At 68.2% G+C, this 14,764-nt stretch carries 13 protein-coding genes; 10 read left to right on the top strand and 3 right to left on the bottom strand.

Annotation, left to right across the window (positions count from 1 at the left end; genetic code table 11):
• Positions 1-101: 101 nt before the first annotated feature.
• From rpsD to EOW65_RS05300, 3 genes are all read right to left on the bottom strand, one after another.
• Positions 102-722, bottom strand: a complete 621-nt coding sequence (gene rpsD, locus EOW65_RS05310; protein ID WP_128147947.1) for a 30S ribosomal protein S4 — start codon at positions 720-722, stop codon at positions 102-104.
• Positions 723-1,001: 279 nt separating this feature from the next.
• On the bottom strand, positions 1,002-2,009 hold the full coding sequence (locus EOW65_RS05305) for a Hint domain-containing protein (RefSeq protein ID WP_369407169.1): 1,008 nt from the start codon (positions 2,007-2,009) through the stop codon (positions 1,002-1,004).
• A 196-nt stretch (positions 2,010-2,205) separates the two neighbouring features.
• Positions 2,206-3,147 carry a lipid A-modifier LpxR family protein gene (locus EOW65_RS05300; protein ID WP_164880003.1) on the bottom strand — a complete coding sequence of 314 codons (942 nt, stop codon included), beginning with the start codon at positions 3,145-3,147 and terminating at the stop codon, positions 2,206-2,208.
• Positions 3,148-3,512: 365 nt separating this feature from the next.
• On the opposite strand from EOW65_RS05300, the gene EOW65_RS05295 reads away from it, so the two are divergent.
• From EOW65_RS05295 to EOW65_RS05250, 10 genes are all read left to right on the top strand, one after another.
• A complete protein-coding gene (locus EOW65_RS05295; RefSeq protein ID WP_128147944.1) occupies positions 3,513-4,712 on the top strand; it encodes a cytochrome P450 in 1,200 nt (399 codons plus the stop codon).
• A 40-nt stretch (positions 4,713-4,752) separates the two neighbouring features.
• Complete coding sequence (locus EOW65_RS05290; protein WP_113899193.1) at positions 4,753-4,938, top strand: ferredoxin; 186 nt, start codon at positions 4,753-4,755, stop codon at positions 4,936-4,938.
• 4 nt (positions 4,939-4,942) lie between these two features.
• Entirely contained in the window at positions 4,943-6,160 is a 1,218-nt protein-coding gene (locus EOW65_RS05285; protein WP_128147943.1) for an NAD(P)/FAD-dependent oxidoreductase, read from the top strand.
• Positions 6,161-6,167: 7 nt separating this feature from the next.
• Positions 6,168-7,484 (top strand): type I glutamate--ammonia ligase, encoded by a 1,317-nt coding sequence (locus EOW65_RS05280; RefSeq protein WP_128147942.1) that lies wholly within the window; start codon positions 6,168-6,170, stop codon positions 7,482-7,484.
• Positions 7,485-7,510: 26 nt separating this feature from the next.
• A complete protein-coding gene (locus EOW65_RS05275; RefSeq protein WP_128147941.1) occupies positions 7,511-8,992 on the top strand; it encodes a glutamine synthetase family protein in 1,482 nt (493 codons plus the stop codon).
• Positions 8,993-9,020: 28 nt separating this feature from the next.
• The gene (locus EOW65_RS05270) at positions 9,021-10,211 is read left to right on the top strand and encodes a PAS domain-containing protein (protein ID WP_164880002.1); all 1,191 of its coding nucleotides are present in this window, start codon (positions 9,021-9,023) and stop codon (positions 10,209-10,211) included.
• A gap of 18 nt (positions 10,212-10,229) precedes the next feature.
• Entirely contained in the window at positions 10,230-11,612 is a 1,383-nt protein-coding gene (locus EOW65_RS05265) for a sigma-54 interaction domain-containing protein (protein ID WP_128147939.1), read from the top strand.
• A 31-nt stretch (positions 11,613-11,643) separates the two neighbouring features.
• Entirely contained in the window at positions 11,644-12,690 is a 1,047-nt protein-coding gene (locus EOW65_RS05260; protein WP_128147938.1) for an ABC transporter substrate-binding protein, read from the top strand.
• Positions 12,691-12,802: 112 nt separating this feature from the next.
• On the top strand, positions 12,803-13,900 hold the full coding sequence (locus EOW65_RS05255; RefSeq protein ID WP_128147937.1) for an ABC transporter ATP-binding protein: 1,098 nt from the start codon (positions 12,803-12,805) through the stop codon (positions 13,898-13,900).
• A complete protein-coding gene (locus EOW65_RS05250; RefSeq protein WP_206364018.1) occupies positions 13,897-14,763 on the top strand; it encodes an ABC transporter permease in 867 nt (288 codons plus the stop codon). The genes EOW65_RS05255 and EOW65_RS05250 overlap by 4 nt, the downstream gene beginning before the upstream one ends.
• Position 14,764 lies beyond the last annotated feature (1 nt).

The following is a 14,764-nucleotide window of genomic DNA, read 5'->3' as shown; positions in this document are numbered from 1 at the left end:
GGCTACTTGCGTCGCAGCCCGCCCGCCGCGCCCCTGCGGGCGCGCAAAAGGTAAGGGCCGCCCCGAAGGACGGCCCCGCAAGATCGGCGAAGACTGAAGGATCAGTTCTTCGCGTAGAATTCGACGACCAGGTTCGGTTCCATCTGCACCGGGTAGGGCACGTCGCCCAGAGCCGGGGTGCGAACGAAGGTCGCGGTCATCTTGTTGTGGTCGACTTCCAGGTAATCCGGAACGTCACGCTCGCCCGACTGCACGGCTTCGAGCACCAGCGCGAGCTGACGCGACTTGTCGCGAACCGCGATCACGTCGCCTTCCTTCACACGGTAGGAGGCGATGTTGACACGCTTGCCGTTCACGGTCACGTGGCCGTGGTTGACGAACTGACGGGCGGCGAAGACGGTCGGCACGAACTTGGCGCGGTAGACGACCGCGTCCAGACGGCGCTCGAGCAGGCCGATCAGGTTTTCGCCGGTGTCGCCCTTGACGCGTTCGGCTTCACCGTAGATGCGGCGGAACTGCTTCTCGGTCAGGTCGCCATAGTAGCCCTTGAGCTTCTGCTTGGCGCGCAGCTGGGTGCCGAAGTCCGACAGCTTGCCCTTGCGGCGCTGGCCGTGCTGGCCCGGGCCGTATTCGCGCTTGTTCAGCGGCGACTTGGCGCGGCCCCAGATGTTCTCGCCCATGCGGCGATCGATTTTGTACTTGGCAGACGTGCGTTTGGTCACGGCTGATCTCCTTCATGTGTTCCGAAGGGCGTTGTCCTCCTCCCTCGGCCCCATCCGCGAGGCCTCAGGCGACAGGTTTCCCCTTGCGGGGTCCACCAACACCAATGAAATCCGGAAGACCGCGGCCATCCGGACTGGCGGGGCTTATACAGCCCGCCCGACCGGAGTCAATGCCCGAATGCCCTGCCCCCTCGCCCGGCGTTCTCCTTGCCGAAAATACCTCGGGGGTGACGGCGCCCGCGGCGCCGGAGGGGGCAGCGCCCCCAGCCCGGCCTGCCCTCAGGCAGCCAGATCGTGGCGCAGGATCGCCGCCTCGGACCCGCTCAGCGCGCGCCGCGCGAAGGTGCCATAGCGCAGCGGATCGGTGGCGATCTCGGGCAGCAGCGCCAGCAGCCCCGCCCGCTGCGGCTCGGAAATCATCTCGAGCGCGGTCGAGGCCGGGTGGAAGCTCTCGCTCTCCATGCCGTTCGCACGGATCACCTGATGGCGCGCGAAGAGCAGATGGATGTAGTGCAGCCCCGCCAGACCCTGCTCGACCCGCACCGCACCGCCGTCGACCAGGTCGCAGGCCTGCACCAGCACCTCGGGCTCGTTGAACAGCATCCGCGCCTGCGGGCCGCGGATCAGCATCCGGTGCTGCGGCGAGACGATCAGGTCGCCCGTCGGCCGGCCGATGCCGAAGGCGCCGGCGCGGATCCGCACCGGGCGCAGATGCGGCAGCGCATGCAGCCGCGCCCCGGTCATCCGCCGCGAGCCCATCCACAGCAGTTCCTGCGCGCCGTCGTCGCGGGTCAGCACCCGGTCCCCCGGGCGCAGCGACTCGACCGGGCGCATGCCGCCCGGCGTGTCGATCAGCGTGCCCGGCGTGAAGCAGATCACCCCCGGCGGCGGCAACCGCACCGGCTCGGCCCGGGTATCGAGCCCGAGCTCGACGACCCACAGATCGGCGCCGCGCGGCGGCACCCCGCCCGAGAACATCAGAAGCCGCACGCCCCCCGCCGCCTCGACCAGCGTCACCACCCAGGCGGCATGGCCATCGGTCACGGTGAAGCTCTGGTCGGGAAGCTCGGGCAGCGCCACCCGCAGCGGGTCGTCGGGCAGTGGCGTCTCCTCGGGGGCCGCGCCCAGCAGCCGACGCACCATCTTCGCCGCGCGCCGCCGCACCGCGGCCTCGCCCTCGGCGCCGCTCAGCACCAAAAGCCCGCGCGGACCATCGACGCAGACCGCCTCGCCGCCCCAGCGCCAGCAGCTGCCGATCGCCAAAGCGGACGCCGGCGCGCCAGCCACGCCGTCGATCTCCGTCTGTGCCCATGAAATGACAAACGTGCCCTGATAGCCCGTTTTCATTGCCTGTATGTCCCGCGCTCGTTCTTATGGACCTTTTGGCCCTTGATTGGGGACCACGCTAACATGGGCGAATCTTCTTGGGAATCCCCCTTGGCAACGATTGTGGCAGCGTGCCGCAGGCGCCCCCCCCCCCGCGTCAGAAGTTGACGCGCGCGCGCAGACTGCCCAGCACCTGCCCCTCGGGCTGGCCCTCGAATTCCTTCGACAGCCAGGTCACGCCGTAGAACAGCCCGAAGGTCCCGGACCGCAGGCTGACGCCTGCACGCAAACGGGTACGGGTGCCCTCGAAGTCGACCCCGTCTTCCGAGGGGAAATAGCTGCTGTCGAAGACATGGGCGACATCGGCGCCCAGAACGAGACTCGGGACCAGCGGCTCGGACCGGCCCGAGATACCGACATAGCGCTGCCCGGTGATCTCATCGCGCAGCCACAGCGCGCCCTGTTCGCGCATGCCAAAGGCAAGGTCGACGCCCGCGCGCACCAGCGTCTCGTCGCCCGCCCGCGCCTCGACGAAGGGCCGCGCGTCGAGCCCACCGAAGGAGAAGCTGCGGCCAAGCTCGCCGTCGATCACCGGATAGAGATGGTCCCCGAGCTGATCCTTCGCCGCCTTCGGTGCCGGCGCCGAGAAGATCCGGTGCACGGATTCGTGGAAATGCGAGACGCCGGTCGAGGGGCCGACGGCAACAAGGCCGAAGCCGAGCCCCGCCTCGACCTTCGGCGCCAGCTCGAACTGGGTTTTCGCGGCGAAATGCAGCACGCCCGCATAACGACGATCCCCGGCCGGCGGATTGCGCAGCTTCGACGGCGCGACGATCGAGGCGCCAAAGCGGTATTCCATGATCTCGAACGGCCGCGACGGCAGCGCCCCGTCCCAGCTCACGCCGCGCACCACCGAGATGTTGTAACTGCCGGTCTGCCAGCGGTCCTTGCCATCGCCCAGATAGTCGTTGTTGAAGAACCGCCCCAGGCCGAGCGTCGAGCGCCCGGACAAGTCGATCTCGGCCCGGGCCACGGCGGGCGCGAGCAGCGCAGCAAGAAGGAGCAGGCCGCGCAGGGCGGCCTTCGGGCGGTTCGTCATCGTGTCTGTCCTGCTCTGACGCCCGCACTTGGCCGGCGGGCTTGGTGATGGGCAAAAGGTCTTAAAGCTTCCTTCACCTAGAATCTGGCCAAAATGCGGACGGACCCGTATTTTTTCATGCCCCCGCGCCCCCTTTGCGCAGACGCAAGTGATGCGCAACTGCCGGCTGCAGGCGATGCAGCGACGCATCACCCGCAGCCCCCGGCCCGATGCGACCGCAAACCTTCCCCGGCCGCCCCCAGAATGAAAATTTCTTTCCCATAAATTTCAATGAGATGCGATTTTATTGCGGCCATCTGAAATTCTGGAATGCTTCTTGCATCTTGCTTCGGTGAACCGCGCACCCCTGACCGGAGCCTGAGCCGATGACGCAAGAAACCCTCGCCGAAGCGCCCTATCTGGACGTTGCCGACCCCACCTTCTCGATCCGCTCGCAGGCGGTCCTCGAGGCCCGCGAGGCGAGCTGGTATGCCCGCACCAACTACGGCATCGCGGTGCTGCGCTATGATGACGTGATGAAGCTGCTGCGCCATCCGAAGCTGCGCCAGGGCTCCTATCGCTGGCCCGAGCTGAGCGGTGTGCACGGCGGCCTCTTCGCCCGCTGGTGGGGCGCGATGCTGCTGTCGCAGGAGGGCGAGACCCATTCGCGCCTGCGCCGGATGGCCAACCCCGCCTTCTCGCCCAAGCTCATCACCGAGCTGCGGCCGAAGTTCCAGGCGCTCGCCAACAAGCTGATCGACGGCTTCGCCGCGAAGGGCGAATGCGACTTCATCGCCGAGTTCACCGAACCCTATGCCACCGGCGTCATCTGCGACCTGCTCGGCCTGCCCTTCGAGACCTGGCGCGAGCTTGCCGACATCGCCGCCGAGATGGGCCTCGCGCTTGGCGTGACCTTCAAGCAGGACCTCGCCACGGTCGAGGCGGCGACCGCGCGGCTACTGAAATACGCCGAGGATCTGGTGGCGCTGAAGCGCGCCAATCCGTCCGACGATTTCGTCGGCATGCTGGTGCAGGCGAATGCCGACAAGTCGCAGCTCTCGGATCAGGAGCTGCTCGACATGATCGTGCTGGCAATCTTCGGCGGCATCGACACCACCCGCAACCAGCTCGGTCTGGCGATGGCGACCTTCATCGAGCACCCCGAGCAATGGGCGCTTCTGGCCGAACAGCCCGATCTGGCCCGCGCCGCGGTCGAGGAGGTGATGCGCGTGCGCCCGACGGTGACCTGGGTCACCCGCGAGGCGACCGAGGACTTCACCTACAACGACCTGCCGATCAAGGCCGGCACCACGATCCACCTGTTCTCGCAATCGGCGACTTCGGACCCGGCGGTCTTCCCCGAACCCGGCTTCGACATCACCGCCGAGCGCAAGCCGCATTTCGGCTTTGGCGGCGGCGCGCACCATTGCCTGGGCCATTTCATCGCCCGCGGCGACATGACCGAGGCGCTGAAGCTGCTTGCCCAGCGGCTGAAGAACCCGCGCTTCAACGGCGAGGTGAAATGGCTGGCCGACAGCGGCAACACCGGCGCCATCACCCTGCCGATCGCCTTCGATCCGGCCTGATCCAGGCCACCCAGACCCCATCAGACACAGGGAAGCGAAAATGAAAGTTGATGTCGACATGTCGATCTGCCTGCTGCACGGCCAATGCGTGATCGCCGCGCCTCAGGTGTTCTCCTTCGACGACGACGGCGGGCTCGTCTGGGTCGCCGAAGTGGACGAGGCGCAGCGCGCCGATGTCGAAGCCGCCGCCGACGCCTGCCCCGAGCAGGCGATCCTTCTCGGCTGACGCCATGACCGCGCCGCGCATCACCATCGTCGGGGCTTCGCTTGCGGGCCTGCGCACGGCAGAGGCGGTTCACGCCGCCCTGCCCGCGGCGCGGATCACCCTTGTGGGCGACGAGCCGCTTGCCCCCTACAACCGCCCGCCGCTGTCGAAGGAGGCGGCCGAGACGCTCGCCCGCGACACCACGGCGCGCGAGGCGGTGTTCGGCAAGCTGCTGCTGCGCTCGAAGCTTTCGCCCGCAGCGCTGAGCCTGCGTCTCGGGTCGGGCGCGGTGGCGCTCGAACCGGGCGGCGTGCGGCTCGCCGATGGTGCGCTGGTGCCGGGCGAGCGGGTGATCGCAGCGACCGGGCTGCGCCCGCGCCGCCTGCCCCTTCCGGGCGCCGAAGCCCGCCGCCACGTGCTGCGCAGCTTCGACGACCTCGTCCGCCTGGCCCCGAGCCTGCGCCCCGGCGCGCGGATGGTGGTGATCGGCGGCGGCTTCATCGGCTGCGAGATCGCCGCGACCGGCCGCAAGCTCGGTCTCGAGGCGACGATCGTCGAGCCGTCGCCGCAACCGATGCTGCGCGCCCTCGGCCCGCGCGTCGCCGCGGCGATGGCGGCGCTGCACCGCGCCCATGGCGTCGTGCTGCTCACCGGCCGTTCGGTCGCGGGCTTCTCGGACGAGGGCGTGATCCTCGACGACGGTCAGGCGCTTGCCGCCGAGGTGATCGTCGAGGCGCTCGGCTCGCACCCGAATGTCGAATGGCTTGCCGGATCGGGCGCCGATCTGCGCGACGGCGTGCTGGTCGACGACCGGATGGTCGCCCCCGGCGCCGAAGGGCTGATGGCCGTGGGCGACGTCGCCCGCTTCGTCAACCCGCTCTTCGGCCCCGAGGCGCGCCGCACCGAGCATTGGTGCGTGCCCGGCCAGACCGCGAAACGGGTGGGCGAGACGCTGGCCGCCGAGGCCGCGGGCACCGCGCTTGCCACCCGCTTCGCACCGATGCCCTCGTTCTGGTCGGACCAGCACGGGATGCGGCTGCAGGCCTTCGGCGCGCCCTCTCTCGCCGACGCCTGCCGGGTGCTGGAAGGCGAGCTGTCGCTTGTCGGCCGCGCGCCGGTGATCGTCGAATACCTGCGCGGGGGCGAGCCGGTCGGCGTGCTCGGCCTCGGCGCGAACCCTGCCGCCCTCGCAAAGGCCCGCGCCCGTCTTGACGCGGCGCTGACCGAAACGCTTACCGCCTGAGGCCCCGATGACCCACGCCCTGACCGCCGCCCTTGACGCCCTGAATGCCGAGATCGTCCATGTCGGCCAGTTCGACTATGCCTCGGTGTTCCGCGAACGCCGGCTGCGCCGCCCGCAATTCCTCGACTGGGCGACGGACGCGCGCTTTGCCAACGTCCTCGCCTATTGGGACAGCGCCGACAACCTCTATGGCGGCGATGCCTTCTACACCGAGACGGTGGAGATCGACCCGAGTTCGATGCGCCGCAACCCGTCCGAACCCGGCGCCGTCACGGTGATCGCCGAGCTCTCGGGTGCCGCGAAGGAGCTGATGCCGCGCGAGGTGCTGCGCCGGCAGATCGACCGCGCCGCCGCCATGGGCTTCACCGTCGACGCGGCCTTCGAATTCGAGGTGATCGTGCTCGACGAGACCGACACCTCGGTGCGCGAGAAGGGCTTCGCCGGCCTTGCGAAATTCGCCCCCGACAACAAGTGCTGGTCGGGCGCCACGGCAAACACCCATGCCGCGTTCATCGCCGGGATGGAGGCCGAGATCCTCGGCCATGACGTCGCGCTCTACGGTCTGGGCGTCGAGCTCGGGCCGGGCTGCCTCGAGGCGACGCTCGGCGCGACCGAGGGGCTGCGCGCGGCCGATGACGCCGCCTTCTTCCGCATGGCGGCGCGGTCCTATGCCCGCAAGATGGGCAAGACGGCGAGCTTCATGCCCTATCTCGGCGCGGACTACCCCGGCATCGGCGGGCATTGCACCGTCTCGCTGCGCGACAAGGCCACCGGCAAGAACCTGTTCTCGGACCCCGAGGCGAAGACCTCGGCGCTTGCGGGCTCGTTCATCGCCGGCATGATGCAGATCGTGCCGCAGGCCTTCGCGATGTGCACCTCGACGGTGAACGCCTATCGCCGGCTTGCGCCGGGCAGCTGGGCGCCGAAATCGCTGACCTGGGCCGAATACCCGTTCACCGTTGCGGTGCGCTCGGCCCCCCATGCGGGCGACCGCGCGCGACTCGAATTCCGGGTGCCGCCGGCCGACTGCAACCCCTATCTCACGCTTGCGCTGATGCTGGGCGCGGGGCTCGACGGGATCGAGCGGCAGCTTGCCACCCCCGCCCCCGCCACCGCCACGCATCCCGATGTCGTGCCCGAGGGCGCCCAACGCTTTCCGCGCGACCTTGCCGAGGCGGCCGACCGCCTCGACGCCTCGGCCGATGCCGCGCGCCTCTTCGGGCAGGCCTTCTGCCAGAATTTCGCGGCTGCCTGCCGCGCCGAATACGCCAGCCTCGCGAAAGCGGTCAGCGCCGAAGAACGCGCCCGCTATCTCGAAGGCTGAGTGGTCAGAACAACAGGGAGACGACCATGACCACCACCGACACCGACTATCACCGCGAGATCGAGGCGCCCGGCCGTGCCGCGCTCGTCGAGCGCGTGCGCCGCAAGATCGACGCGCTTGGCGTCGATTACATCTACTACCAATACATCTCGATCACCGGCCGCGTGATGGGCAAGGCCGCCCCGGCGCGGCACTGGGAGACCCAGGCGCGCAAGGGCGTGCAGACCTGGATGGGCGGCGTCGCCGACGTCACCCCGAACTTCAAGGGCAACCTGATCGGCTTCGACAGCAACGCGATGGAATGCATCGCGCTGCCCGATCCCGACACCTTCTGCCAGCTGCCCTGGGACAAGCGCGTCGCCCGCGTCTTCTGCACGCTCTACTACAGCCTCGAGGACCCGAATTTCCCCGGCCAGCATTACGAATACGACACCCGCGGCAACCTCAAGCGCTTCGACCGCGAGTTCCGCGAGGCGCATAACGGCCTCACGCTGCGGGTCGGCCTCGAGCCCGAGATGCTGTGGCTCAAGCCGAAGGACGGCGAGGTCCGCCCCTACGAGGGCATCACCGAGGCCTATGCCTATCACATCGGCCAGTTCGAGAGCGCCCGCAACATCTGGATGCAGGTCTCGGATTACGCCCGCGCCATGGGCCTCGACATGATCCAGGGCGATTGCGAGGACGCGCCCGGCCAGATCGAGCTGAACTACCAGTTCGACGACGCGCTGCCGACCTGCGACCGGATGACCACCTACCGGCAGATCTGCGCCGAGGTGGCGCGGCAGAACGGGCTCATTGCCTGTTTCATGGCGAAACCCTTCATGGGCTATGCCGCGAACGGTTGTCACCACAACTGCTCGGTCTGGACCGGCGGCTCGCGCGAGTTGCAACAGCTGATCCCGGGCGAGCTGCCGGGCATGGAAGAGCTGTGGCACTACTCAAAAGGCGGGGTGAACGAGTTCGAGAACACCGACGGCGGCTGGCTGCCGACGGAGCTGGGCCACCACATCCTCGGCGGCTCGCTCAAGCACATCGACGCGCTCACCTGCCTCGGCGCCTCGACGGTGAACTCCTATCGTCGCTTCAACGACTTCGGCCTCTGGGCGCCGATCGGCGCGAACTGGGGTCTGCAGAACCGCTCCTGCACGATCCGCATCTCGTCGCCCGACCGCTTCGAGTTCCGCGCCGTCGACAGCATGGTGAACCCGCATCTCTTCTGCGGCGCGCTGCTGAAGGCGATGGACGACGGCATCCGCAACAATATCGACCCGGGCGCCCCCGAATCGCGCAACGTCACCGAGGTCTGGCAGTCGGGAGAGCCGGTGAAACTCATCCCTCTCAATCTGCGCGATGCACTGACCGCTTTGGAAAAGGACGAGGTCATCCGTTCGGCACTTCCCGGCCGGCTCTACGACGTCTTCGACGAATACAAGCAGGATGAGTGGACGCGCTTCCTGCGAGAGGTCACCAATTGGGATGTGGAACGCTACTTGCACTGCGTGCCCTGACGCGGTGCCGACCGGGGGAGATCACCTGATGGGAGCACGGGAACCGCAAGGTTCGATGCTGGAAGACTGGCTCGCGCGCGACGGGACGATCCTGCGCGCGAGCCCGGCACAGGACACCGCGCTCGGGCTTGCCCCGGGCGCGGCCGCAGGCCGTCCGTGGTCGCTGATCTATCCGCTCGCCGCGCGCGAGCGGCTGGAGACGCTGTTTGCCCTCACCGGCCCCTGGCCGCAGGTGCTGGCGCTCGAGCTGCGCTGTGCCGGCGCGGCGCTGCTGCCGGTGACGGCGGTGATCGAGCGGGTCGAGGACCCGCTCGCGGGCCCCTGCCTGCGGCTCTTCAAATGGCCGCGCGGCGGGATGATCGACGCGGTCGAGCGGCTGGCCGAGGAGAACGAGGTGATCGCCTCGATCCTCGCCACCTCGGACGATGCGGGCTGGTGCATGGAATGGGCCGAGCCCGTCGACCTGTCCGCGCCCGAGCAGGAGACGATCCGGCAGGTCTTCGAGAACGGCCCGCGCTGGCGCTTTTGCAACGACGCGATGGCACGGCTCTACCGCACCCCGCCCGGGCGCGATTTCAACGAATTGCCGGTGCACGAGACCTTCCCGCGCACGCCGGAAAACGAGGATTTCGTCCGCCGTCTGGTGCGCGCAAGTTTCGACGTCACCGCCTCGCCCTCGCACGATCTGCGCTATGACGGGGTCTGGATCGAGGTCGAGAACGACGTGCGCGGCCATATCCGCGGCAACCGGCTGACCCGGATGTGGGGCACGGTGCGCGACGTCTCGAAACACGCCCGCCGCGCCGCGGTGCTGCGCGACGAGATCGAGGCGCTCGAGGCGGTGCTGACGGCGCTGCCCGATGCGGTGCTGGTGATCGACCGCGCCGGGCACCTGCTGCGCACGAACCTTGCGGCGGAAGAACTGCTGTCGCTCGCGACCGATGCCTATGCGACGCGCGAGCTGGGCGATTACATCGAGCTGCCCCTGCCGCTCGAGGCGCTGTTCGAGGCCGCGGCGGGCCGGCTGCCAGGTCATCCCGACCGGACCTGGACGGTGGAGCCGCTGCGCTCGGAAACCGGGGTGCGGGCCGAGATGCAGGCCCGGCCGCTGCGCCTGCGCGAGACCGAGTGTCTGGTGCTCAGCCTGCGGCTGAAGCGCGGCCCGGCGCTCGCGGGTGCCCCCGCGGGCCGCATCGCCCGCTTCCGGGCGGAGCGCTGAGGGATGGGAGGTGACGCGATGACCAGCCACACCGACCCGCAGCGCCCCGCGCTCGAGACCGCGCTCGATGCGCTGCCCGACGGGCTGATCGTGCTCGACGCCGCGGGCGCCGTCACCCACCTGAACCGCGAGGCGGCGATGATCGGCGGGCTCGACGCCACGACCGCGCCGGGCCAGACGCTGGCCCGGCTCGGTGCCGGCTCGGCGCTGAACTGGCTGCCGGTCGAGGAGATGATCGAGGCCGGGCGCACCGGCTCGGTGATGCTGCGCGGCGACACGGTGGGGGCGGTTCTTGTCACCCTGCGCCGGATCGCGACCGGCGGCCATGTGCTGACCCTGCGCGATCTGGCGGTGCTCGACCACGCCCGCCGCCAGGCTGCGGGCCAGCGCGACGCCGCGCCCTTCCCGACCACCGCCGAGCGCCGCTTGCGCCCCGACTTCGCGCGCCAGCGCCACCTGTCGCCCTGGCTCGACCGGATGATGTCGCGCGGCGAGCGGGCACTTTTGCAGGGCGCGCGGGTCATCATCACCGGCGAGTCGGGCGTCGGCAAGACCGAGATCGCGCGCCACCTGCACGCCTTCGTGTCGAACGCCACCGACCCGTTCATCGCGGTCAACTGCGCCGCGATCCCCGAGACGCTGTTCGAAAGCGAGCTCTTCGGCTACGAGAAGGGCGCCTTCACCGGCGCCTCGACCGAGGGCAAGAAGGGCCTGATCGAGATGGCCGAGGGCGGCACGCTGTTCCTCGACGAGATCGGCGAGATCCCCCTGCCGCTGCAGGCCAAGCTGCTGACCTTCCTCGAGGACGGGATGGTGATGCGGATCGGCGGCACCCGGCCGCGGCGGGTCAGCGTGCGGGTGATCTCGGCCACCAACCGCGACCTGCTCGCCATGGCCGAGGAGCGCCGCTTCCGCCTCGACCTCTATTACCGGCTGGCGGTGGTCAACATGCCGATCAAGCCGCTGCGCGAGGTGCCCGAGCTGCTCGACCATCTGATCGAGCGCTTTCTCACCGCGATCAACCAGCGCCGCTCGCAGCCGCTCGACCTCAGCGAGGATCTGTGCGCGCGGCTGCGCGCCTATCAGTATCCCGGCAACATCCGCGAGCTGTGGAACCTGATGCAGCAGATCTCGGTGCTCGGCGACGATATCGACGAGCTGCCGCGGCGATTGATGGCCATCGACCTCGATGTCGGGCCTGTCCGGGCCCCGGCGACGGCACCGGCCGTCGCCGGGGCGGAAGACCGGCCCGAGGGCCTGCCGCTGCGCGAGGCGCTCGCGGAATACGAATTGCGGATCATCGAAGAGGCGATCCGCATCCACGGCAGCAAGCGCAAGGCCGCTGCCGCTCTGGGTGTCGATATCGGCACCATCTCGCGAAAGACCCGAAAAGAGCCGTGAACGGCCGTTCAACCAACAGTGGAGACACGAAATGACCCGGAAGATCCTGCTCGGTGCGCTTGGCGCCCTCGCCCTGACCACCGCCGCCCCGGCGCTTGCCGAAGGCACGCTCAACGTGCTGACCTGGGAAGGCTATGCCGACCCCTCCTTCATCTCGAAGTTCGAGGAAGAGTCGGGCTGCAAGGTGAACGCGACCTATGTCGGTTCGAACGACGACTTCGCGCCCAAGCTGATGTCGGGCGGTGGCGTCTATGACCTGATCACCCCCTCGATCGACACCACCAAGCTGATGATCGACCTCGACTTCGTCGAGCCGCTCGACACCGCGAAGATCAGCGAGTGGAACAACATCTACAAGAAATTCCGCGACCTCGACGGGATCCAGAAGGACGGCGAATATTACGGCATGCCCTATGTCTGGGGCGCGATCGCCTTCATGTATCGCGACGATGCCTTCACCACGCCGCCGACCTCGATCGCGGACCTGTGGAACCCCGCGCTGAAGGGCAAGGTCGCGCTGTGGGACGACAAGTCCTCAATCTATGTCGCGGCGCGGCTGAACGGCGACATGGACATCTACAACCTGACCGACGAGCAGATCGCCGCCGCGCAGAAGAAGCTGCTCGAGCAGAAACCGCTGATCCGCAAGTACTGGGCCACCGCGGGCGAGCTCGTCGACCTCTACAAAGCCGGCGAAGTGGTGATCTCGAACACCTGGGCGGGCTACCAGTCGGGGCTGCTGAAGGCCGAGGGCATCAAGGTCACCGAGTTCATCCCGAAGGAAGGCGCCGAGGGCTGGATGGACAGCTGGATGGTGGTCAAGGGCACGCCGAACAAGGAATGCGCCTACAAGTTCCTGAACATGCAGCTGTCGCCGCTCGGCCAGTGCGGTGTCGCCAACATCAACGGCTATTCGGTGACCAACCCGGTCTCGGCCAAGGCCTGCATGACGCCCGAGCAGTACAAGGACCTGCATCAGGACGACCCGGCCTATCTCGACAGCCTGATGGTCTGGCAGCCGCTCGGTGACCGCTTCGAGGCCTACACCAACGCCTGGAACGCCGTGAAGGCGCAATGACGACCCGCCCGATCCGGGGTGCCGCACGGCATCCCGGGCCGGGCCACCAATCAAAAGGCGCCGGGTTTTCGGGGGAGGAGAGCCCGGGCGCCACGTTTCAGGGAAAGGCGACATGGCCGCAATCATCGAACTGGAGAACATCTCCAAGCACTACAGCCCGACGATCATCGGCGTGGACAATGTCTCGCTGACGGTCGAGGACGGCGAATTCGTCACGCTGCTCGGCCCCTCGGGCTGCGGGAAATCCACGCTCCTGCGGATGATCGGCGGCTTCGAGACGCCCACCGCCGGCTCCATCCGCCTCGCCGACAAGGACGTCACCTGGGACCCGCCCTACAAGCGCGAGGTCAACATGGTGTTCCAGGACTATGCCCTCTTCCCGCACATGACCGTGGGCGAGAACGTCGGCTACGGGCTCAAGGTCAAGGGCCTCGGCCGGCTCGAGATCGAGACCAAGGTGCATGATGCGCTGAAGCTCGTCGGCCTCTTCGACAAGGTCAAGCTGCGGCCCCAGCAGCTCTCGGGCGGCCAGCGCCAGCGCATCGCCCTTGCCCGCGCCATCGTGCGCGAACCGAAGGTGCTGCTGCTCGACGAACCGCTCTCGGCGCTTGACGCGAAACTCCGCGAGCAGATGCAGATCGAGATGAAGCACCTGCACGAGAAGGTCGGCATCACCTTCGTCATGGTCACCCACGACCAGACCGAGGCGCTGGTGATGTCCGACCGCGTCGTGGTGATGGAGAAGGGCCGCATCGCCCAGCAGGGCCGCCCGCAGGAGCTTTATGACCACCCCGCCTCGCCCTATGTCGCGAATTTCATCGGCACCACCAACTTCCTGCCCGGCCGCGTCATCCGCTGTGCGGGCGAGCGCGCCGAGATCGAGATCGGCGGCGGCCGGCTGAGCGCGATCGTCGATGCGCCGCTGGTCGCGGGCAGCACCGTCACCGCCGGCTGCCGCCCCGAGAAGGTGCGCCTGCTCGCCGAGGGCGAGACCGCCGAGAACGTGCTCGAGGGCCGGGTCGCCGAGGTGATCTATTACGGGCTCGGGCTGCGGCTTGCGGTCGAGCTCGCGGACGGCAGCCGCGTCTATACCGACAGCCTGCTTCCCGACCGCCTCGCGCTCAGCGCCGTGCCGCCGCTCGGACAAAGCCTGCGTCTCGCCGTCGAGCCGCACAACGTCTTCGTCTTCGAGGGGGAGGTCACGCCGTGAGCCACGCCCGCCGCAACCTCTCGGGGGGCATGGTGCTGGGCATTCCGCTGCTCTGGATCGCCCTCTTCATGCTGCTCCCCTACGGGATCATCGTCACCTTCTCGTTCTGGGTGAAGAAATACCCGACCTTCGTGCCGGCCTTCCAGTTCGGCAATTACGTCACCCTCTTCACCGACCCGCAATATGTGCTGGTGCTGCTGCGCACGCTGAAGATCTCGGTGCTGGTCTCGGTGGCCTCGCTGCTGCTCGCCTATCCCTTCGCCTATTGGCTGGTGTTCCGCTGCCGCTCGGCCAAGCTGCGCACCTGGCTCTACATGGCGGTGATCGCGCCGCTTTGGGTCAGCTATCTGCTGCGCGCCTATGTCTGGAAGACGATCCTCGGCACCGAGGGGGTGCTGAACTCGTTCCTGAAATCGATCGGCCTGATCGACGAGCCCTCCTCGATCTTCCTCTACAACCAGTTCGCGATGGTGGTGACGCTGACCTATATCTTCATCCCATTCATGGTGATGCCGATCTATACCGCGCTCGAGAAGATCCCCGCGAACCTGACCGAGGCGGCGGCGGATCTGGGCATGGGGCCGTGGCGCAGCTTCTGGACGGTGACGCTGCCGCTCTCGGCACCGGGCATCGCGGCGGGGGCGACGCTCACCTTCTGCCTGTCGTTCGGCGACTTCATCGCGCCCTTCCTGGTGGGCGGGCCGGACGGCAACCTGATCGCCAACGTCATCGCCACGCAATTCGGCGCCGCACTGAACTGGCCGCTCGGCTCCGCGCTCGCCATCGTGATGCTGGTCGTCGTGCTGACCATCGTCTCGCTCAGCGACCGGATGGAGCGCAAGGGCGCCACGGGAGGGATCTGAC

It is taken from the genome of Paenirhodobacter ferrireducens, from assembly GCF_004022265.1.
GTDB lineage: Bacteria > Pseudomonadota > Alphaproteobacteria > Rhodobacterales > Rhodobacteraceae > Rhodobacter > Rhodobacter ferrireducens.
Note: the sequence above shows the minus strand (reverse complement) of the source record. Positions and strands in the feature narration are given on the sequence as shown.

Excerpts from the sequence above, each read along its gene's own strand:
- EOW65_RS05295 (WP_128147944.1), top strand. The coding sequence starts at position 3,513 with ATGACGCAAGAAACCCTCGCCGAAGCGCCCTATCTGGACGTTGCCGAC.
- EOW65_RS05275 (WP_128147941.1), top strand. The coding sequence starts at position 7,511 with ATGACCACCACCGACACCGACTATCACCGCGAGATCGAGGCGCCCGGC.
- EOW65_RS05270 (WP_164880002.1), top strand. The coding sequence starts at position 9,021 with ATGGGAGCACGGGAACCGCAAGGTTCGATGCTGGAAGACTGGCTCGCG.
- EOW65_RS05290 (WP_113899193.1), top strand. The coding sequence starts at position 4,753 with ATGAAAGTTGATGTCGACATGTCGATCTGCCTGCTGCACGGCCAATGC.
- EOW65_RS05255 (WP_128147937.1), top strand. The coding sequence starts at position 12,803 with ATGGCCGCAATCATCGAACTGGAGAACATCTCCAAGCACTACAGCCCG.
- EOW65_RS05300 (WP_164880003.1), bottom strand. The coding sequence starts at position 3,147 with ATGACGAACCGCCCGAAGGCCGCCCTGCGCGGCCTGCTCCTTCTTGCT.
- EOW65_RS05285 (WP_128147943.1), top strand. The coding sequence starts at position 4,943 with ATGACCGCGCCGCGCATCACCATCGTCGGGGCTTCGCTTGCGGGCCTG.
- EOW65_RS05265 (WP_128147939.1), top strand. The coding sequence starts at position 10,230 with ATGACCAGCCACACCGACCCGCAGCGCCCCGCGCTCGAGACCGCGCTC.
- EOW65_RS05280 (WP_128147942.1), top strand. The coding sequence starts at position 6,168 with ATGACCCACGCCCTGACCGCCGCCCTTGACGCCCTGAATGCCGAGATC.
- EOW65_RS05260 (WP_128147938.1), top strand. The coding sequence starts at position 11,644 with ATGACCCGGAAGATCCTGCTCGGTGCGCTTGGCGCCCTCGCCCTGACC.